General features: G+C 60.7%; 15 protein-coding genes and 2 rRNA genes. 13 read left to right on the top strand and 4 right to left on the bottom strand.

The window, feature by feature from the left end:
• The first annotated feature begins 42 nt into the window (after positions 1-42).
• From bcsZ to NVV94_RS00590, 7 genes are read left to right on the top strand one after another with little or no spacing between them, the layout of a single operon-like run.
• Positions 43-1,197 carry a cellulose synthase complex periplasmic endoglucanase BcsZ gene (gene bcsZ / locus NVV94_RS00620; protein WP_258447587.1) on the top strand — a complete coding sequence of 385 codons (1,155 nt, stop codon included), beginning with the start codon at positions 43-45 and terminating at the stop codon, positions 1,195-1,197.
• Positions 1,173-5,108: a cellulose biosynthesis protein BcsC gene (locus NVV94_RS00615; protein ID WP_258445348.1), complete on the top strand. Its 3,936-nt coding sequence runs from the start codon at positions 1,173-1,175 to the stop codon at positions 5,106-5,108. The genes bcsZ and NVV94_RS00615 overlap by 25 nt, the downstream gene beginning before the upstream one ends.
• A gap of 18 nt (positions 5,109-5,126) precedes the next feature.
• Entirely contained in the window at positions 5,127-5,792 is a 666-nt protein-coding gene (locus NVV94_RS00610) for an SGNH/GDSL hydrolase family protein (RefSeq protein ID WP_258445347.1), read from the top strand.
• Positions 5,792-6,457, top strand: a complete 666-nt coding sequence (locus tag NVV94_RS00605; RefSeq protein WP_258445346.1) for an alginate O-acetyltransferase AlgF — start codon at positions 5,792-5,794, stop codon at positions 6,455-6,457. Before NVV94_RS00610 ends, NVV94_RS00605 begins: the two co-directional genes overlap by 1 nt.
• Positions 6,458-6,475: 18 nt before the next feature.
• Positions 6,476-7,891 (top strand): MBOAT family protein, encoded by a 1,416-nt coding sequence (locus NVV94_RS00600; RefSeq protein WP_258445345.1) that lies wholly within the window; start codon positions 6,476-6,478, stop codon positions 7,889-7,891.
• Positions 7,891-9,069 (top strand): alginate O-acetyltransferase AlgX-related protein, encoded by a 1,179-nt coding sequence (locus NVV94_RS00595; RefSeq protein WP_258445344.1) that lies wholly within the window; start codon positions 7,891-7,893, stop codon positions 9,067-9,069. Before NVV94_RS00600 ends, NVV94_RS00595 begins: the two co-directional genes overlap by 1 nt.
• Before the next feature lie 38 nt (positions 9,070-9,107).
• A complete protein-coding gene (locus tag NVV94_RS00590) occupies positions 9,108-9,446 on the top strand; it encodes a tryptophan synthase subunit beta (RefSeq protein ID WP_258445343.1) in 339 nt (112 codons plus the stop codon).
• 5 nt (positions 9,447-9,451) lie between these two features.
• On the opposite strand, the gene lapD is transcribed toward NVV94_RS00590, so the two are convergent.
• Positions 9,452-11,398 carry a cyclic di-GMP receptor LapD gene (lapD, locus tag NVV94_RS00585; RefSeq protein WP_258445342.1) on the bottom strand — a complete coding sequence of 649 codons (1,947 nt, stop codon included), beginning with the start codon at positions 11,396-11,398 and terminating at the stop codon, positions 9,452-9,454.
• 9 nt (positions 11,399-11,407) lie between these two features.
• The gene (gene lapG, locus NVV94_RS00580) at positions 11,408-12,178 is read right to left on the bottom strand and encodes a cysteine protease LapG (protein WP_408733442.1); all 771 of its coding nucleotides are present in this window, start codon (positions 12,176-12,178) and stop codon (positions 11,408-11,410) included.
• A 227-nt stretch (positions 12,179-12,405) separates the two neighbouring features.
• Between lapG and NVV94_RS00575 the strand changes: the two genes are divergently transcribed.
• From NVV94_RS00575 to NVV94_RS00550, 6 genes are all read left to right on the top strand, one after another.
• Positions 12,406-13,113: a GntR family transcriptional regulator gene (locus NVV94_RS00575; protein ID WP_258445340.1), complete on the top strand. Its 708-nt coding sequence runs from the start codon at positions 12,406-12,408 to the stop codon at positions 13,111-13,113.
• Between the two features lie 62 nt (positions 13,114-13,175).
• Positions 13,176-13,853, top strand: a complete 678-nt coding sequence (locus NVV94_RS00570) for a thioesterase II family protein (RefSeq protein WP_258445339.1) — start codon at positions 13,176-13,178, stop codon at positions 13,851-13,853.
• An 82-nt stretch (positions 13,854-13,935) separates the two neighbouring features.
• Positions 13,936-14,442, top strand: a complete 507-nt coding sequence (locus NVV94_RS00565; protein WP_258445338.1) for a sigma-70 family RNA polymerase sigma factor — start codon at positions 13,936-13,938, stop codon at positions 14,440-14,442.
• Positions 14,439-15,431: a FecR domain-containing protein gene (locus NVV94_RS00560; protein ID WP_258445337.1), complete on the top strand. Its 993-nt coding sequence runs from the start codon at positions 14,439-14,441 to the stop codon at positions 15,429-15,431. Before NVV94_RS00565 ends, NVV94_RS00560 begins: the two co-directional genes overlap by 4 nt.
• A 259-nt stretch (positions 15,432-15,690) precedes the next feature.
• The gene (locus NVV94_RS00555; protein WP_408733441.1) at positions 15,691-18,063 is read left to right on the top strand and encodes a TonB-dependent siderophore receptor; all 2,373 of its coding nucleotides are present in this window, start codon (positions 15,691-15,693) and stop codon (positions 18,061-18,063) included.
• Between the two features lie 87 nt (positions 18,064-18,150).
• Positions 18,151-19,332 (top strand): PepSY domain-containing protein, encoded by a 1,182-nt coding sequence (locus tag NVV94_RS00550; RefSeq protein WP_258445336.1) that lies wholly within the window; start codon positions 18,151-18,153, stop codon positions 19,330-19,332.
• A 100-nt stretch (positions 19,333-19,432) separates the two neighbouring features.
• On the opposite strand, the gene rrf (NVV94_RS00545) is transcribed toward NVV94_RS00550, so the two are convergent.
• Together rrf (NVV94_RS00545) and rrf (NVV94_RS00540) are read right to left on the bottom strand one after the other, a co-directional pair.
• Positions 19,433-19,548 (bottom strand): 5S ribosomal RNA (rrf, locus tag NVV94_RS00545).
• A 109-nt stretch (positions 19,549-19,657) separates the two neighbouring features.
• Positions 19,658-19,773 (bottom strand): 5S ribosomal RNA (gene rrf, locus NVV94_RS00540).
• Positions 19,774-19,877: the final 104 nt, after the last annotated feature.

Genomic DNA, 19,877 nt, shown 5'->3' with positions numbered 1-19,877 from the left:
CGTTGGCACAAGGTTGCGCGGCGGCTGGCGAGCCTGCTGCCCATGGTCGTGCTGATGCCGGCAGCCGCGCAGGCCGACACCTGCCCGGCTGCGGCCTGGCCGCTGTGGCAGACCTATGCCGAGCGCTTCGTGCAAGCCGACGGCAGGATGCTGGAGTCGGCCATGGATCCCCAGCACAGCACGTCGGAAGGCCAGTCCTACGGAATGCTTTTTGCCTTGATCGGCAATGACCAGGCCACCTTCGACAAACTCTGGCGCTGGTCATCTTCCAATCTGGCCGGTGGCGACATTGCCAACCGTCTCCCGGCATGGCTGTGGGGCCGCGGCAAGGATGACCTGTGGGGTGTGCAGGACGCCAACTCGGCCTCCGATGCCGACCTCTGGTTTGCCTATGCGCTTCTCGAGGCAGCACGGATCTGGCAGCGGCCCGAATACCGTGCCGATGCCAAGCGCTTGCTGGCCAATATCGAGGCGCGTCAGGTGGTGAGCTTGCCGGGGTTGGGCAAAATGGTCCTGCCCGGGCCTGAAGGCTTCGTTCAGCCCGATCACCTCTGGCGCCTGAACGCGAGCTACCTGCCCGTCCCGTTGCTGCGGCGCCTGGCCAAAGAGTCACCCAGCGGGCCGTGGAAAGAAATCGTCGAGAACACCGCGAAAATGCTGCGCGCCTCAAGCCCCAAAGGCTTTGTCGCCGACTGGATCGGCTACCGTGGCACGTCGGCGAACTCGGGGTTGTTCGTGGTCGATCCGATCAAGGGTGAAGTGGGCAGCTACGATGCTATCCGCGTCTATCTCTGGGCGGGCATGACGGCAAAGTCGGACCCGCTGGCAGCACCGATTCTTGCGCATCTCGACGGCATGGCCGCCAGCATCGCCTCAACCGGCATTCCGCCGGAAAAAGTCCAGGTTACCAGCGGAAAAACCGAAGGCAGCGGACCGTTCGGGTTCTCTTCCGCGCTGATTCCCTACTTCCAGGCCAAGGGCCAGCCCTGGTTGGCCGAACAGCAGCAACGTCGGGTTGAACAGGCGTTGAGCAAGGCCCTGGAGCAGGTAAACGGCGAGCGCACGCAACCGTTGTATTACGACTACATGCTCAGCCTGTTCGCCTTGGGTTGGGCCGAAAAACGCTATCAGTTCCTCAATGACGGAACCCTGAAACTAGTTTGGGAGACAGCATGCCCCCGCGCCGCCAATCGCTAGCCATTGCAATTCTGGCCGCGCTGGTCACTCATGCGGCCCTCGCCGAAACGACGGACCCGCAAGCACTGCTTATCGAGCAAGGCTATTACTGGCAGGCCCGCAACAAAGCCGAGCGTGCCACGGAAATCTGGCAGAAGCTGCTGCGCCTGGCGCCCGACCAGGTCGATGCCCTTTATGGCCTGGGCTCGTTGGCCGTCCAGCAAAAGCGGATGAGTCAGGCCCAGGATTACCTCGGCAAACTCAAGGCAATCCGCCCGGTGCCGCGCCTTGCCCTGCAGCTGGAGCAGGACATTGCCCTGACGGCAGCTGACCGCCAGCAGCAACTCGAAGATGCCCGTCGTTTTGCCGATGCAGAAGATCGCGAAAAGGCAGCCGCCGCTTACCAGAAGCTGTTTGACGGCGCCCAGCCGCAGGGCAAGCTCGCCTTCGAGTACTACAACAATCTGGCGTTCACCAACGATGGCTGGCCGCAGGCTCGCCAGGGGCTCGAGCGCCTGTTGCGCGAGACGCCCGATGATTCGATCATCGCGCTGTTCCTGGCCAAGCACCTGGCACGTCGCGAGGCCACCCGGCCAGAAGGGATCCAGGCACTGGCCCGGCTCTCCACGCGCCCTGATATTGCTGGCGATGCGGATGAGAGCTGGCGCCTGGCGCTGGTCTGGCTCGGTGCGCCCTCCGCCACGCAAGCGCCATTGTTCGAGGCGTTCCTCAAGGTACACCCTGATGATCAAGAGATCCGGGACCTGTTGAACAAGGGCAAGGCCTCTTCCGGCAGCGCTGGCTGGCAACAGGACCCTGGCATTGCACGGGGCCTCAAGGCGCTCGATAAAGGTGACACGATCACGGCCGAGCGGGAGTTCCAGGCGCGCCTCAAGGAAAACCCCCGGGATGCCGACGCGCTCGGCGGGCTGGGCGTCGTCCGCCAGCAGCAGAACCGTCTGGCAGACGCGGCGGACCTGCTGAGCCAGGCAGCCCGGCAACCTGGCGGCAGCCGCTGGAAAGCCGCGCTGGTCGATGTGCGTTACTGGCAACTGCTCGAGCAGGCCCGCGATGCCCAGGGCAAGGGCAACCTGGGTCAGGCACGCGACCTTATCAGCCAGGCCATGCGCCTGAACCCCAAGCCTTTGGCCGGGCCATTGGCCCTGGCAGGCGTTCAGGCTCAAGCCGGGCAAGTGGAGGCCGCCGAAGCCAGTTACCGGCAGATTCTCGCCAGACATCCAACGGATGTAGATGCTGCCACGGGCCTGATCAATGTGCTGACGCAGATGGGCAAGGCCGACGAAGCCTTGTATCTGCTCGACAGCCTGCCTGCCGCCGACCAGTCTCGCCTGGGTGAAGCCGGCCGCCTGCGCGCCATGCGCGCCGAACAGATGGCCAGCGCCGCAGAGCAACGAGGTGATGTGCGAGGCGCGCAAAAGCTGCTTCAGGATGCGCTGCGAAGCGATCCTGACAACGTCTGGTCACGCTTCGCGCTGGCTCGCCTGTACCTGAAAACCAATGAAGCGAAAAAGGCCCGCGAACTGATCGATGGCCTGCTGAAGTCGCAACCGAACAATCCCGATGCGCTCTACACCAGCGCCCTGCTCTCGGTCGAACTGCGCGAGTGGGAGAAAGCCCAGGCGACCCTGGCGCGTATTCCCGCCTCCGAACGCACGCGCGACATGAACGAGCTGGCCGCCGATATCGCCCTGAATGCGCAGATCAATCAGGCGCTGGCAATTGCCAAACGCGGCCAACGCCAGGAAGCCAAAGTGCTGCTGGCGCGCACCGAGCCGTTGGCCGGAGGGTCGCCTGAGCGCCTCGCCGCCATCGCGTCGGCGTATGTCGATGTCGGCGATACCGCACAGGCGCTGGTGATGATGCGCAGCCTGTTGGCCCAGAGCCCGGCGCCTTCTGCAGAGCTGCAATTGCTATATGCCGGTGTGCTGCTCAAGAGCGGCGAAGATGTCGAAGTCAGTGGCATTTTGCGTGACTTGCAAGGCCAGCCCATGAGCGTTCCGGCACGCAAGCAGTATGAAGATCTGCTCTATCTGTACCGCGTGCGCCAGGCCGAACAACTGCGCGAAAAAGGCGATCTGGTTGCGGCATACGACACTCTGTCCCCGGCCTTGGCCCAGCGTCCCGGTGATAGCACCGCCGTCTCGGCCCTGGCGCGGATGTACAGCGCCAGCGGGGATACCGCCAAAGCGTTCGAACTGTACAAACCCTTGGTACAGCGCGATCCGGACAATGCTCAATTGTTGATCGGCGCGGCCGATGCCGCCGTCCAGGCGCGAGACATGGCGTTTGCTGAAAAATCCGTCGCCAAGGCCGTGATGCTGGAACCGGGCAACCCCGACACATTGACCAACGCGGCGCGGATCTATCGAGTTCTGGGCAAAAGCGGCGAAGCTGCAGCATTGTTGCGCAAAGCGGTGAGCATCGAGCAAAGCGAAAAGCGTCACACACTGATTGCCCAGGCCGGCTCACCGAATGTGGCGGCCAACCCCTTCGTCGGCTTGCCCGGTCAGCGCCGTCAGACCACTGCAGCGGCCACTGCCGAGCTGGTGCCGCTGCCTGCCGCAATGACGCCAACTGCTCCTGTTGCGGATGATTTGCCTATCCCTGCCGGGTCGACCCAGGCTTATGCAGGCCAGGGCTATACCACATCAGAAGCGTATGCCGGCCAAACCTACGCAAGCGCCCTACCCGGCGCCAGCGGGGTGGACAACCCCTTCGCGGCACGCTCGGCAGCGGCCGCACCCCGCAATGACATGAGCCCTGCCCAGCGCGCCTTGAACGAAATCCTTCAGGAGCGCAGCGCCTATGTCACCCAAGGGCTGAGCATCCGCAGCAATAACAGCGAGTCGGGCCTGAGCAAGCTGACTGACGTGCAGACGCCGCTGGAGGCCAACTTCCCGGTCGGTGACCATCGCCTGGCGGTTCGCGTGACACCGGTCTCGCTGAACGCCGGCAGCGCCAATGCCAACGCCAAACAGCGCTTCGGTGGCGGGCCGACCGTGTCGGACAGCGATTCGACCGGCTCGCAGAAAGATCAGGGCGTGGGCGTAGCGGTGGCATTCGAGAGCCCCGATCACGGGGTCAAGGCCGACATCGGCACGACCCCCATGGGCTTTCGCTACAGCACCGCGGCAGGCGGCGTCAGCATCGACCGACCGTTCGAATCGAACCCCAGCGCCCGCTATGGCGTCAACGTTTCGCGTCGCCCGGTCACCGACAGCCTGACCTCCTTTGCCGGTACCAAGGATCAACGCACGGGCCAGAGTTGGGGGGGAGTCACCGCCAACGGAGCGCGCGGACAGCTGAGCTATGACAACGAAAAAATCGGTGCCTACGGTTACGGCTCATGGCACAAGCTGCTGGGCAACAATGTCGAGTCCAACACCCGCAGTGAGCTGGGAAGCGGCGTCTACTGGTACCTGAGCAATACCAATGACCACAAGTTGACCATGGGCGTCAGCATGACGGGCCTGGCCTACGACAAGAACCAGGACTTTTTCACCTATGGCCATGGCGGCTATTTCAGCCCGCAAAGCTTTTTTGCCATTGGCGTCCCGGTAACCTGGGCCCATCGCACAGAGCGGTTTTCCTATCAGGTCAAGGGCTCGGTGGGCGTTCAGCACTTCGAGCAGGACCGCGCCGACTATTTCCCGAACGACAAGGACTTGCAGGCTTCGGCAGGCGACCTCAGCTATGAAAGCCAGAACAAGACCAGCGTGGGTTATAGCCTGTCGGCCAACGGCGAATACAAGTTCGGTTCGAATTTCTTCCTGGGCGGCAACCTGGGCCTGGATAACGCCCGCGACTACAAACAATTTTCCGGTGGCATGTACCTGCGGTACACGTTCGAGGACGCCAACGGCCCGATGTCCCTGCCGGTCAGCCCTTACCTTTCCCCTTATTCAAATTGATCTGACAAGGAGCATTCAATGCCTTCTTCCGCCCTTGCTGGCCTGACGCTTCTGGTTCTCGGCGAGAGTCACATGAGCCTGGCGAACCACTTGATGGAGCCACTGCACGATAACCTGACCCAACAAGGCGCCACGGTTCACTCCATCGGTGCCTGCGGCGCCAGCGCGGCTGACTGGCTGATCACCAAGAAAGTCGATTGCGGCGCCGAACGCAAAGGCACGGGCAAGATGCAGATCAAAGGCCGCGATGCGACCACCACGCCCATCAAGGAGCTGATCGCAGCAGACAAGCCCGACCTGGTGGTACTGGTCATCGGCGACACCATGGCCTCCTACGATAAGCCGGTATTCCCCAAGGCCTGGGCCTGGCAGAGCGTCACCAGCCTGGCCAAGGAAATCACCGCCACCGGGACCAAGTGTGCCTGGGTCGGCCCGGCCTGGGGCAAGGTGGGCGGCATGTACAAGAAGAACGATGCGCGCACGCAACTGATGTCGCAGTTCCTGGCCGCCAACGTCTCGCCGTGCACTTACATCGACTCGCTGACGTTCTCCAGGCCGGGTGAGTGGGTCACGACCGACGGCCAGCATTTCACCGTCGCCGGCTACAAATCCTGGGGCAATGCTATCGGCAACGCCTTGAGCAAACTGCCGGCCGACAGCCTGAGCAACAAGGGAGCGAAATAATGAAGCGGATGACCTGCGGCCTGTTGGCGGTACCGGCCCTGTTGCTCGGCATGGGTGTGCACGCCGCCGATATCCCGCTGTACCCGACCGGGCCGAGTGAAGACTCTGCCTTCCTGCGCTTCGTCAATGGCGCGGACAGCGCCCTGCAACTGGTCGCCGACGGTTCCAGCGCCCGCCTCGAACTCGAAGGCCGGAACGACGTTTCCGATTACTTGCCGGTGCCTGCCGGCAAAGCCATCAAGGGCACCCTGAGCCGCAATGGCACGGATGTGCCTTTCGAGCTCAGCGTCGCCCCCGGTGAGTTCGCCACCGTGGTCGCCCTGGCGGATTCGGCCAACGGCATCAAGCAGGTGGTGGTACGTGAGCAGCCGGATGACTTCAACGGCCTGAAGGCCTCGCTGGCCTTCTTCAATACCGACCCCGGGTGCGCCAACGCGACCCTGCGTCCGGCCGGACGCAACGCCGACCTGTTCAAGGACGTGGCCGAGGGCAGCTTGCAGCGACGCTCGATCAATCCGGTCAGCCTCTCGGTTGAGCTGGTTTGCGCCAATGCCATTGTCGGTACGCCTCTGGATCTGGGCGAGCTCAAGGCCGGCGAGCGTTATAGCGTGCTGCTGCTGCCGGGCTCGCACATTGTGTCCGCCACGGACAAGCTGTCTCACTGATCGGATTGCGTTGCGCCCATGGTCTTCGCCTCACTTGAGTTCCTGACGCTGTTTCTGCCCGCGTTCATGCTGGTCTATACCATGGGCAGCCTGGCAGGGCGCAACGTCACCCTGTTGCTGGGCAGCTGGTTGTTCTATGGCTGGCTGAGCCCGCTGTTCCTGCTGCTGCACATTGCCCTGACGGTGGTCGCCTGGGGCGGCGGCTTGCTGGTCGATCGCGCCCGGGAAGGCTCGCCCTGGCGTGTCCGACTATTGGTATCGTTGATCGTTTTCAATACTGCCGTGCTCTGCTGGTACAAGTACGCGAACATTCTGGCCGGCACCTGGAGCGAGCTGATCACCTACTACGGGGCGATGCCTCTGCAATGGCAGCGCGTTGCGTTGCCGGCCGGCCTGTCGTTTATCGTCCTGCAAGCGATCTCCTACCTGGTGGATGTGCATCGGCGCACCGTGCCGGTAGAGCGCAGCTTCATCAACTACGCCACTTACATCTCGATGTTCGGTCACTCCATCGCCGGCCCCATCATTCGCTACGACTGGGTACGCCGCGAGCTGATAGAGCGCAAATTCTGCTGGCAGAACTTTTCCTTGGGCGCACGCCGGTTCATGATCGGCATGTGCATGAAAGTGCTGGTTGCCGACACCCTGTCGCCGCTGGTCGATGTCGCGTTCCAGTTGGATAACCCGTCCTTCGTCGATGCCTGGATTGGTTGCCTCGCGTACTCGTTGCAATTGTTTTTCGACTTTGCCGGCTATAGCTCGATGGCGATCGGGTTGGGGCTGATGCTGGGCTTCCATTTCCCGGAGAACTTCAAACAGCCTTACCTGGCCAGCAGCATCCAGGACTTCTGGCGGCGCTGGCACCTGTCGCTGTCCAGCTGGCTGCGCGACTATCTGTATATATCACTGGGCGGTAATCGCAACGGCGCATGGAAGACCTATCGCAACCTGTTCCTGACCATGGCCATCGCCGGCCTCTGGCATGGCGGCGACAGTTGGAACTATCTGCTCTGGGGTTCGGCCCATGGCGTGGCCCTGTGTATCGACCGAGCCTGGGGCCGGGCCGGGCTTCCCAGCGTGCCGGGCGTGCTCTCGCATACCCTGACCCTGTTGTTCGTGTTCCTGGCCTGGACCCTGTTTCGCGCGCCGGATTTTCACTCGGCGCTGAACATGTATGCCGGCCAGTTCGGCCTGCATGGCATGGCGCTCGGCGATGCCCTGGCGGTTACCCTGCGCCCGGTGCATGGCCTTGCGGCCTTGCTTGGGGTGTTGTGCATCATCGCACCGCTGCTGCAACCACGCTGTGAACAACGATTCGGAGGCAACGCCCTGTTCGCGCTGGCCGCCGCCCTTTGGCCCATCGCCGGTTTCATGCTCTCGTTCGCGCTGATCGCCAGCCGCGAAGCCGTGCCCTTCCTGTACTTTCAGTTCTGATGAACACGACCAAGCCTGACCCGTCCACCGCGCCGGTGCCGCCCAGCGAACTGGCAATCCGAACCAGCCCGCTGGCAGGCGCCACCTTGCTGGTATTGCTTACCGCCGGGCTGCTCTCATGCGGCTGGTTGGCGATGCAAGGCAAGATCGAAGCTCTGCCGTCGAAGCTCTCGACCAACGCGCTGCTCGAGGGTGATGTGACCCATCGCATTGCCAAGGAACTGTCCGCTGCGTCACTGCCGCAATACGCCGCCAGCCTCGAACGGGGCGCCAGCTGGTTGTTGTTTCAGGATACCGGCCCACGGGTTCGCCAAGGCTGCCCTGGCTGGCTGTTCCTGGCCGACGAACTCAAGCTCCACCGTCGCGCCCAGGGCAATGCCGACGCCAAGGCCCAGGCGGTTATCGGCCTGCGCCAGCAGTTGGCCAGGCGAGGCATCGAACTGCTGGTGGCGGTGGTCCCCGACAAGAGCCGGATTGCCGCTGCGCAACGCTGCACACTACGGCGTCCCGGCGCACTGCAAGCGCGTATCGTCGACTTCACCTGGGTACTGCAAAAGGCGGACGTCGCTAACATCGATTTGACCCAGGTTATGCAACCGCTGGGCGCACAGGCCTACTTGCAAACCGATACCCATTGGAGTGAAAGCGGGGCCCAGAGCGCCGCCCGCGCCATCGTCCAACAAACCCGTGCATTGGGTATCACGCCAACCCCGCAAAAAGTCTTCGATGTCAGTCATGCACCGGCCGCCCCGCGCCCAGGGGACCTGGTTCGGTTGTCTGGAATCGATTGGTTGCCCCTGTCGCTGCAGCCGGCAATCGAAGTGGTCGCGCAGACCCAGATCAAAGAACGGATCGAAGCACCTGCGAGCGGTTCGGATAGCCTCGATGACTTGTTTGGCGACGATAACCTGCCCAATACCGCATTGATTGGCACGTCCTTTTCGCGCAATTCCAACTTTGCCGGGTTCCTGCAACTTGCGCTCGGGGCCCCGGTCGGTAACTTCGCCAAGGATGGTGGCGAGTTTTCAGGCGCTGCCAAGGCCTACTTCGATAGCCCGGCGTTCAAACAGACGCCGCCACGCCTGGTTATCTGGGAGATTCCGGAGCGCGACCTGCAAACGCCCTACGCTAACGATATCGGCATCGACCAGGCGCCAGATTGGCCTATGCTGCTCTGAGCATAGAGCCGGTGGTTCATATTCATGAGGGAAGTCCGATGTTCTACGTGCAACGCGATGCACAAGGCCAATTGATTCGTGTAGAAACCGCAGCCTACGCTGGCTTCACAGAAACGCTAGCAACGGACCACGCTGAAATCCAGGCCTGGTATTCCAATGCCAGGGTCGAAAACAGCCTGCGACAGCTCAAGCAGAGCGACCTGGAAATGATCCGTGTGCTGGACGACTTGATTCAGGTGCTGACGGCCAAGGGAGTTATCCGGGTTACCGACCTGCCGCCCGCCGCACAGGCCAAATTGATGGACCGCTCCCAGGCCCGCGAAGGTCTGGGAGGGCTGACTCGTCTGATCGATGACGATGAAAAAGGCCTGCTCTGAACAGATCAGGTCCAGGGCGCCGGCTCCCCGACAAGCCGGCCCTGAACGCCTTGAATGCCCATTTCACGAATGACCTGCAGTTCACCTTCGGTTTCCACACGCTCGGCGATCAACGGCAGGTCGATGCTGTGTGCGGCTCGCTGGACGGCCTCGATGAACAAGCGCTTGTGATTCTCCTGGTCGATGGCCCGAATGTAGCTGCCATCGATCTTCAGGTAAGCCAGCCCCAGATTGGTCAGATTGCCGATCATGCTGAAGCGCCCACCAAACCGTTGCAGGCTCAAGCCAAAACCCAGCGCGCGCAAGCGTCGGGTCAATTGTTCCAGCACGGACTGTTCGGGCAGCTGCTCTTCACCAATCTCCAAGGTCAACCTCGCTCCGAGCCCCACATTCTGGCCGAGTAATTCATAGACCCGCTGCAATGACGGCGGATCGTTCAGGGTCGCAGCCGAGAGATTGAGGGCCAGGGCCTGTTCATGACTTTGCATTTGCTTGAGCACCAATTCCAGCACCAGCAAATCCAGGCGCGCGGTCCAGCCGAAACGCTCCAGCCAGGGCAGGAACTGTCCGGCGGGAATGGCAAAGCCCTGCGGGTCAAGCAAGCGCGAGAGGACTTTGTAATGCAATACGCGCTCAAGGTCCGCGCTGGCAACCACGGGCTGGAAGAACAGCTGGAAATGCTGTTGATCGAGCGCCCGATCCAACAGATCGTGCCAGGTATGATGGTCATCGCCGACACTCGGTGCGCGGCTTGCCTCAAGGCACCGCCAGCTCGGCTCGCCCTGGTTGTTTGCCTGGGCCAGGGCTTCATCGGCCAGCGTAAGCAGGGTCTGCGGCGAATCCTGCGGGCTAAAGTGCGCAAGCCCCATATAGGCAACCGGCGTCACATCCGACGCGCCGGTGGCCTGCAGGCTGGCCAGGGTACTTTCCAGCGACTGGACCAGTTGCAGGGCATCCTCCCGGACCATGCCCGGTGCCAGTACGGCGAACTCTCCGCCACGGTTTCGGGTAATCAGGTTCCTGGTTTCCGGGAACCTGGCGCAGGTGCGCTGCAGCTGTTCACCCACAGCCTGCAGCAACTGGTCGGCCCGCTGCGCGCCCAGTCGCGCGTTCAGCCCGGCCAGGTCATTGACCCGCAGCAGCAACAAGTAACCCGGTCGAGTTTCCTCCAGATTGCTGACGCGTGCGGTGAGCTGCATCTCGAAATAGCGACGATTGGCCAGCCCCGTGAGCGGATCCTGAAAGGACTCGACCCGCAGTCGCTCACTGCGATCGGCCTGCTCCTGAAACAAGGCCTTGAGCTTCTCGACCATCTGGTTCATGGCCTGCACCACCCGCCGCAGTTCCGGAGTACGCGGCAGCTCCGGCAGGCTGAGAAATTCCCGGCGGGCAATGGCATGGGACTGTTCGACCATGTAATCGAGCGGCTTGAGCTGACGCCTCAACAGCAGCGCCCCGAGCACCACACTCAAGGCTCCGCACAGCAGCAACCAGCCAAGGCTGCCCAAGGCGCTCTGCCAGAGCTTGGCCAGCGCAAACATCGGGTGGCTGACCACTTCCACACGTGCAGCCTGTTGCCAACCGCGGCTGACGATCGCATCGCCCCCGGCAGGTTCCAGACCGATCAATTTCACGAACCAGGCCGGCACGCTATTGCTATCGGGTACCGTATTGCGCTCGAGCATGGCCGAGTCTGTCGTGAGGTCGATGACGCGGATGCTGGCGTAATAGCCGCTATCGAACATCGAGCTGACCAGCAGCTCGACCATCGCCGGATCATCGATATTCAGCGTCAATGACAGCGCCAGCGCCGTGGCGCCGTCCTGGGCATGGGAGCGCAATTGATTGACGTATTGAGCCCGTGAGCTTTCCAGGCTGACCATGAAACTGCCGCTGAAGGCGACGATCAGAAACAGGCAGATGGCGATCAATAGCTGTTTGAACAGAGACATCAGTGCTCCTCAATAGACCGGCTCGGCTGGAAAACCCTCGCCCTGCATCTTTTTCAAGAGATCCTGCCAGCGCGACAAGCGCTTTGTGTCGCCGACCTTTTTATTGCCTGTCGCTCCCGTCAACCATAGACCTTCGCCGTTGAATGCATAAACCGGCAACAGATCGGTTCGTTGATTGGCAGGCTTGATGGAATCGATCAGGCTATCGAGCACCAAAGGCATGGCTTCGGGGCTTGCATAGTAGGTCAGGACCATATGGGCCCGATTCTGTTGCAGCGCCTTGACGTAGGTAATGCGCAGATTCTCGCTGGGAACGCCCAAACGGCGCAGGCTGAAGTACTTGGCAATGGCAAAATCCTCACAGTCGCCAGCCCCCTTCCAGAGCGATTCGACCGGGGTGGACCAGTAATCGACCTCATGCCAGAGATCGATATCCTCGCGGTACTGCAACTGGCGGTTGAAGAACTGGTTGACCACCGTCAATTGTTCGCGCTCGGAGATCTGCTTCTGGGTAGACAGCAGGCGCTGCCAGGCATCGATGCGCTGCTGGCCTTTACCCAGCGGCCCGTACAACTTTTGCGCATGCTCGCTGATCAGCGAGAAATTCCAGTCCGCGTGCAAGCCACCCAGCAACAAGCCGCCGAGCAGCAGGGCCAGACCAAGCCGGCGAATGGTCGAAAACACTGTCCAATGTGTCGCCAAAGCGAGCAATCCACCAGATGGGTAGGGAACGGATGGTGGGACTTGTTCCAGCAAGCAACAATGTCGCCTTGAGGTCATCCGGTCAGCGTCGATACGCCCTCTCAACGCTAGCACCAATGCCTGTACCGGTCAGTAAACGCACCCCCTGGAGATGAATCAACGGGCCGCTTCCTTTCGTGAAATACTTCGTTCACGATGGTATCAGGTAGGATTTCCTATCGATCTTTGACAAGAACTGACGCAATAACTAGGGTGAAGAGGATCTCTGAATCCGCCTTCGCACGTTTTATTCAGGTAGATACAGCGTGACTGATAAATCCAGCCCCTTGAGTCGCATTCTGCCCAGCGAACAGCTCGAGCCACACCTGGCCCGCGCAGTGATCGAGGAAAAGCTGCGCAACGCCATCATCGATGGCCGTCTGCCCAGTGGAACGGCTTTGCGTCAGCAAGAGCTTGCGACCCTGTTCGGGGTCAGCCGCATGCCCGTGCGCGAAGCGTTGCGTCAGCTGGAAGCGCAGTCATTGCTGCAGGTGGTCGCACACAAGGGCGCTGTTGTCGCGCCTTTGATCGGCGAAGATGCCGCGGACATCTATGCCTTGCGCATCATCCTGGAAACCGAGGCTTTGCGTCAGTCGATCCCGCTGCTCGATGCCGAGGATATTGCTGCGGCTCGCCACTACATCGAGCTGCTGGAAAATGAGACCAGTCACGCCGAACTCGGGCGGTTCAATCGCCTGTTCCATATGGCACTCTACTCAAAGTCACCGAACCGCAAGTTGTTACGCCTGATCGAAGACGAGCTGAATCAGGAAGAGCGCTTCCTGCGATTTCATCTCTCCTCCATGGGGCTGGGCAAACTGACCCAGGACGACCACCGCGCCCTGGCCGATGCCGCCCAGGAGAAGGATGTCGATAAAGCCGTCGACCTTCTGAAGAGGCATCTGAACAAAGGCCTGGATACCATCAGAAACTATCTGGACAAACTTTCGGACAATGGCACCGCAAACCATTGAGTCGGACGACCCTTCGGGAGTGAAGCGGCTTGGGCGCTTGATCTCATGCCAGGGAAAATGCCGTGCATGCTCATGACAACAAGTGGTTGACGGTCGTGAACTCCGGTCAACCGGCGAAAATTCGACTGGTCTGCTTCCCCTACGCCGGCGGTGATTCGGAAAATTTCCGTAGTTGGTCACAGGACCTGGGCGACCACATCGAACTGGTCACGGTGAAACTTCCGGGGCACGGCTCACGCCTTAACGAACCCCCATACGCTGAATGGACGCCCCTGCTCCAGGATACCTTTACCCTGCTCAGCCGTTACCTGAGCGAACCTCACGCCCTGTTTGGCCACAACCTTGGTGGGCAACTGGCCTACGAAATTGCCAAGCTGTGCGAAGTCCGCTACCCGGGGCAGACCCGACATCTGTTCGTTTCCGCCTGTCGCAGCCCTGACAGCCAACATCCCCGCCCCTTTCTGCACGAACTCCCGCAACCCGAGTTCGACAAGGCGTTCAGAGACCTGGGGCTCGCTCTTCCAGAAGCAGAGAACGTTCTGCAAACTCTCGAGCCAACCTTGCGCTGTGACCTGAAACTCACAGAACTATGGTCGGATCGGTTGGGCGAACGGCTCAATGTTCCGCTCACGGCGCTGTATGGCAGTGACGATCCGCACAATACGGTCGCCAGCATGATGAACTGGCGCGAGTTCACCCGCCGTGAGTTCGAGCTGATCGAGATCAACGGTGGCCGTTGAGCGGATCAACTGTTGCAAAATGTGCCGCGCATCTCGACAATGCGACTTATTATCATTTGTGACATTTCCGCAGCGCGTATCCATGACCTCTCAAGCGTCCGCCGTGCAATCGCTCTATAGCCATCACCACAGCTGGCTGAACACCTGGCTGCGCAGCAAGCTGGGCAATGCTGCCGATGCTGCGGACCTCGCCCAGGATACCTTCGTGCGCTTACTGCAACGCAGCGAGCGCCTGGAGTTGACTGCCCCCCGGGCGTTCCTGCGTACGGTTGCCCGGGGCCTGGTCATTGATCATTGGCGCCGTGAAGAATTGCACCGCGCCTACCTTGAGGCGCTTGCGCACCTGCCGCCGGCCGACGTGCCGTCTCCGGAAACCCGTGAACTGCTGCTTGAGCTGCTTGAAAGCATCGCCAGGATGCTCGAAGGCCTGAAACCAAAAGTACGTAGGGCTTTTCTGCTGGCTCAGTGCGAAGGTTTGACACATAAACAGATCGCCGAGCAGATGGGTATCTCCCTGCGCTCGGTCGAGCGCTATGTGGCCGACGCGCTCTACCATTGCTACCTGCTGCGCTATGACTCCGCTCAATGAAACACCAGTCTCAGGAGCCACAGCACCTGGTGGTCAAGCAGGCCATCCATTGGATGCTGCGCCTGCGCAACAATGGCGACAATGCCCGGCTGCACCAGCAATGCGACTCCTGGCGCGCTGCCCACCATGATCACGAGTGGGCCTGGCAACGGGTTCAAACGCTCAACCGGGAATTGAGTACCAACTTGCGCGCCGTACCCGGGGCCAGCATTGCCTTTGAAACCCTGGAGACCAGCGCCCAGCGACTGAGCCGGCGCCAGGCCTTGAAAATGCTCGCGGGCGTAATGATGGTCGGCTCCGCGGCATGGGTCAGCAAAGACCTCACGCCCTGGGATCAATGGACTTCGGATTTCGCAACGGGTACCGGCGAGCGCCGCGCCTTCCAGCTGCCAGATGGGTCACGCCTGGAGCTCAACACCCGCAGTGCTGCCGACCTTACCTTTGACGCTCGGCAACGCTTGGTCGCGCTAAAACAGGGTGAGCTCATGCTGACCTGCGGGGCCGATCCGCAAACGCCTGGGCGCCCGTTGCTGGTGCGTACCCGACACGGACTGTTCGAAGGGTTCAACGGGCGCTTCATGGTCCGCCAGGAGCGCGATTGCACGCGGGTCAGTGTCAGCGAAGGCCGAGTGGCCATTCATTCGCCCGGCAACAGTGACGGCACCGGCCTGCAGTGGGTTCTGGCCGGGCAGGCGTTCAAGGTCACCGCGACAGCGGCCACGCCATTGTTGACCCAGAACATGGATGCCGGCGCCTGGGCCGATGGCCTGATCGTCACGCGTAACATGCGCCTGGCCGACTTTCTGGCGGAAGTCGGGCGTTATCGCAATGGCCATCTGAGTTGCGCCGACGATATTGCCGATTTGCAGTTATCAGGTGTGTTCCGCCTGGACGACACCGAAAAACTGCTGCAGATACTTCCACAAACCCTCCCGGTCAAACTGCATTACCGCACCCGCTGGTGGGTGCGGCTCGAACGGATGACCTGACCGCCTTCGAGCCCAGACAGTGGTAACGAAAAATAATTTGGCGGGTTTTTCTCATGAGTCCGGCTTGGACAGTAAGCAACCCTATCTGCCCTTACCGACTCAGCGGAAGTTAACAATGCCTTGCTTCTTGTCCACGCTACAGCCCACGCAAACGAATGATTCTCGATCTATCTTAGATTCATCTTCCAGAAGCCTGCTGACCAAAGCGATTCGTGCAGCTTTTCTATGCACCGCCCTGGGTGTCGGCAGCCTGCCCCTCATGGCCATGGCACAGCAGGATGCCGTCAGCGTGAGTCACCGGTATGAAATTGCGCCGGGCCCCCTGGACGAGGTCCTCAATCAATTCGCTCGGCAGGCAGGCATCACCCTTTCCAGCACGCCTGAGCTGACCCGAGGCGTGCAATCACCGGGTTTGAGCGGCACTTATTCGGCCGATCAAGCGCTGAGCCACCTGCTCAATGGTTCCGGCCTTGAAGCCGTCAGCCAGGATGGCAGCAGCTACGTGCTGCGAACACTGCCTCAGAGCGAAGCCATGGCGCTGCCAAACACGGAAATCCGCGGCTTTGCGCTGGGCAACGCCCTGGGCAGCATGGAAGGCTACAACGCCACCCATAGCCAGGTCGCGACCAAGACCAGTACCGCGCTGCTGGAAACCTCGCAATCGGTGTCGGTGGTCACCCGCCAGCAGATGGACGACCAGGGTTCGCAGACCGTCTCCCAGGCCATGCGCTATACCCCCGGCGTGCTGACTAACCCTTATGGCGCCACCCACCGCTACGACTACGTCGCCATGCGCGGCTTCAATGACGGCTCTGTGGATAACATCTACCTTGACGGTCTCAAGTCCATGGGCGACAGCGGGACCTACAGCACCATGCAGGTTGACCCTTACTTCCTCGAGCGTATCGATATTCTCAAAGGGCCTTCTTCGGTGTTGTACGGCCGCAGCTCGCCGGGTGGCCTCGTCGCACTGACCAGCAAGAAGCCGCTGTATGAGGATTACCATCAGATTCAAGCCATGGTGGGGACCCAAAACCAACAAGGCATAGGCTTCGACTTCAGCGGCCCACTCGATGATGACAAGCGCATTGCCTACCGCCTGACCGGCCTGGCGGACAAGTCGGACACACAGTTCGATCACAACAAGGAAAAGCGCTACGCCCTGGCACCTACCATCAGCATCGATTTCAGCGAGGACACTTCGTTGACCCTGCAGGCCTATCTGCAACATGACCCGGACGGTGGCTATCACGGCGGCCTGCCGGCCGATGGCGCGCTGCATCAGCGCAATGGCCAGCGTATCTCGGATCACTTCTTCGAAGGCGAGCCTGGCATCGATCAGTTTCAGCGCGACCAACAGTCTTTCGGCTATCAGTTCGAGCACCGCTTCAACGATGTATTCACCGCCCGCCAGAACTTCCGCTACCTGGATTCGAAGGTAAACATTGACCAGGTCTACGCCTATGGCTGGACCAGCCCAACCAGCAACGAGCTGAACCGCTACTTCACCGGTGGCGACGAGAAGCTGCACTCCTTCATCGTCGATAACATGCTGCAGGCTGAATTCTTCACGGGCGCGACCAAACACACGATGCTGCTGGGCGCCGACTACCAGCGGCGCAAGACCGTAGTGGACTGGACCAGCGGCGCTCTGGCACCGATCAATGCGTTTGATCCGCACTATGGCAACGAAACCATCACTTACTTCGCGCCGACCAGCTACCTGCGTCGCCTGGAGCAGACAGGCGTGTACCTGCAGGACCTGATCGAGATGGATCAATGGCGCTTTTCGCTGGGCGTGCGCCAGGATTGGGTCAAGACTTCGGAGGAGAACCGCATCGCCGAAGCAAGCCGCCCCGAAGGAACCGAAATCAGTGACGAGCGCAGCAAGATGACCGGGCGTGCGGGCGCGCTCTACCTGTTCGATAACGGGATCGCGCCCTATATCAGCTATTCGGAGTCGTTCAACCCGAACTCTTACGCCGATAGCGCTGGCAACCCTCTGGCACCTACCGAGGGCAAACAGTGGGAAACCGGTATCAAATACCAGCCCCCGGGTACCGACAACCTGTTCACGGCTTCGATCTTCCGCATCGACCAGGAAAACCTGGCATCGAAGCTGCCGCAAGAGAACTTCTACCGTGCCATCGGCGCCGTCCGCTCCCAGGGCCTTGAGCTTGAAGCCCATGTTCAGGTGACAGACAACCTGAGAGTGCTGGGCAGCTACACCTACACCGACATCGAGTACTCGAAATCGATGATCAGCACGCTGGACGGCGTCACGCAGAACAAGGGCAACTCGCCCACCCAGGCACCCGAGCAAATGGCTTCGGTCTGGGCCGATTACGCCTTCAACCAGGGTGCACTGGATGGCTTGCGCCTCGGCGGCGGCGTTCGTTATGTCGGTTACAGCTGGGCGGATGCGGAAAACACCATGAAGGTACCCGCCTACACCCTGGTGGATGCATCGGTCGGTTACGACCTGGGCAAGGTTGGCCTCAAAGGCGTCGATGTGCGGCTCAATGCCAATAACCTGACCAACGAAACCTATATCGCTTCCTGCGCCAGCCTGGACTTCTGCTACATGGGCGAAGAGCGCAACGTCAGCGCGACCGTCAGTTACCAATTCTGATTCAAGCCTGCGTGATCCAGCAAAGCCAGCCCCTGTTCCAGGGGCTGGCTTTGTCGTATCCGGCACTTACTTGTCGAGAGTCTATTGATGCGCCACCTCTACGTTCTGCTGCACCGTTACATCGGTCTTGCCATCGCCTTGTTCCTGGCGCTGGCGGGTATCACCGGAAGTCTCCTGGCTTTTCAGCATGAGATCGACGAGTGGCTCAACCCCGCCTTTTATCAAGCCCCGGCGCAAGGCCAGGCGCTGCCACCGGGAACGCTGGTGGACAATGTGCAGGCGCAGTACCCACGGTTGCAGGTCTGGTACATGGAGTACCCCGACGAACCTGGGCATTCCGCCTTGCTGGCGGCCGTACCGCGCAATGATCCGGCCACGGGCGAACCCTTCGCAGAAAAAAACACCGTGTTCTATCTGGACCCGGTCAGCGGCATCACTCTGGGCCAGCGCTATTGGGGCGAATGCTGTTTTTCCCGCGAGAACTTCATGCCCTTCATGCTCGAGTTCCACTACACCCTGACGTTGCCAGGCAACTGGGGGTTGTTGCTGATGGGGGTGGTGGCGATCCTGTGGGTCATCGATTGCTTCATCTCCGTGCTGCTGACGTTGCCACGCGCTCGTCCCTTCTGGAGCAAATGGGCAACCGCCTGGAAGATCAAGGGTGGGCATGCCTACCGCTTGAACATGGACATCCACCGCGCCGGCGGGCTCTGGCTGTGGTTACTGCTGCTGCCCGTCGCCGTGAGCAGTGTTGCCATGAACTTGCCGAGCCAGGTGTTCAAGCCGGCCGTGTCGCTGTTCTCCCCGGTCGAGCCAAGTGTCTACGAGGCGCGCGGGCGGTTGCCCAAGGAACAACTGGGAGAAACCCGACTGAGTTATCAACAGGCTTATGAGTTGGCGCAGGCAGAGGGTCGAAGGCTGGGCCTGACCGCCGCGATCGGCGAGTTGTACTACAGCTTCGAATACAACTTCTACGGAGCCGGCTTCGGCCAGCACGATACCGATGCCCAAGGGAAGTCCTGGTTGTTCTTCCACGGCACGGACGGACGTTTGCTGGGCAAAGAGATCGCCGGGCAAGGAACGCTTGGTGAGCGCTTCTACAGGCTGCAGCTGCCGATACACGGGGGACGGATCATCGGCACTACCGGGCAGGTGTTGATCGCGGTGCTGGGCGTGATGATTGCGGTGTTTTCGGGGACTGGGGTGTATATCTGGTGGCGCAAGTTGCAGGCACGGCGTAGTGGCAGGGCTCGGAAGGTTACCGCTTGAGATTGGGCTAGCTAACTCGTTCCACTCTGTGGGAACGAGGAGGCTTCCCCAGAAAGACAAAACCCCTGTCTGCGTAGCAGACAGGGGTTCTGGAATTCAATCTTGACGATGACCTACTCTCACATGGGGAAACCCCACACTACCATCGGCGATGCATCGTTTCACTGCTGAGTTCGGGATGGGATCAGGTGGTTCCAATGCTCTATGGTCGTCAAGAAATTCTGTGGCCGATCCGTCGTCAGGCGACGTGTCAGCGAAATTCTTGATGCTTCTACTTTAAAGACAAAACCCCATCTGCGCGAGCAGATGGGGTTTCGGAATTTAATCTTGACGATGACCTACTCTCACATGGGGAAACCCCACACTACCATCGGCGATGCATCGTTTCACTACTGAGTTCGGGATGGGATCAGGTGGTTCCAATGCTCTATGGTCGTCAAGAAATTCTGTAGCCAGAAGGTCTTGTCAGACACTCCAGCGAATCGGGTATGTGATGATTTGTGTTCGCAAACTTTCGGTTCGTTTCGTCTTCACAACACCGCAAT

Origin of the sequence: Pseudomonas sp. LS1212 (assembly GCF_024741815.1) — a bacterium.
Taxonomy (GTDB): domain Bacteria; phylum Pseudomonadota; class Gammaproteobacteria; order Pseudomonadales; family Pseudomonadaceae; genus Aquipseudomonas.
The sequence above is the reverse complement of the archived record's forward strand: the minus strand, read 5'-3'. Positions and strand labels throughout refer to the sequence as shown.

Bases quoted from the DNA above. Each gene is read 5' to 3' on its own strand.
- bcsZ (WP_258447587.1), top strand. From the start codon at position 43: ATGGTCGTGCTGATGCCGGCAGCCGCGCAGGCCGACACCTGCCCGGCT.
- NVV94_RS00615 (WP_258445348.1), top strand. From the start codon at position 1,173: ATGCCCCCGCGCCGCCAATCGCTAGCCATTGCAATTCTGGCCGCGCTG.
- NVV94_RS00610 (WP_258445347.1), top strand. From the start codon at position 5,127: ATGCCTTCTTCCGCCCTTGCTGGCCTGACGCTTCTGGTTCTCGGCGAG.
- NVV94_RS00605 (WP_258445346.1), top strand. From the start codon at position 5,792: ATGAAGCGGATGACCTGCGGCCTGTTGGCGGTACCGGCCCTGTTGCTC.
- NVV94_RS00600 (WP_258445345.1), top strand. From the start codon at position 6,476: ATGGTCTTCGCCTCACTTGAGTTCCTGACGCTGTTTCTGCCCGCGTTC.
- NVV94_RS00595 (WP_258445344.1), top strand. From the start codon at position 7,891: ATGAACACGACCAAGCCTGACCCGTCCACCGCGCCGGTGCCGCCCAGC.
- NVV94_RS00590 (WP_258445343.1), top strand. From the start codon at position 9,108: ATGTTCTACGTGCAACGCGATGCACAAGGCCAATTGATTCGTGTAGAA.
- lapD (WP_258445342.1), bottom strand. From the start codon at position 11,398: ATGTCTCTGTTCAAACAGCTATTGATCGCCATCTGCCTGTTTCTGATC.
- lapG (WP_408733442.1), bottom strand. From the start codon at position 12,178: ATGACCTCAAGGCGACATTGTTGCTTGCTGGAACAAGTCCCACCATCC.
- NVV94_RS00565 (WP_258445338.1), top strand. From the start codon at position 13,936: ATGACCTCTCAAGCGTCCGCCGTGCAATCGCTCTATAGCCATCACCAC.
- NVV94_RS00560 (WP_258445337.1), top strand. From the start codon at position 14,439: ATGAAACACCAGTCTCAGGAGCCACAGCACCTGGTGGTCAAGCAGGCC.
- NVV94_RS00555 (WP_408733441.1), top strand. From the start codon at position 15,691: ATGGCCATGGCACAGCAGGATGCCGTCAGCGTGAGTCACCGGTATGAA.
- NVV94_RS00550 (WP_258445336.1), top strand. From the start codon at position 18,151: ATGCGCCACCTCTACGTTCTGCTGCACCGTTACATCGGTCTTGCCATC.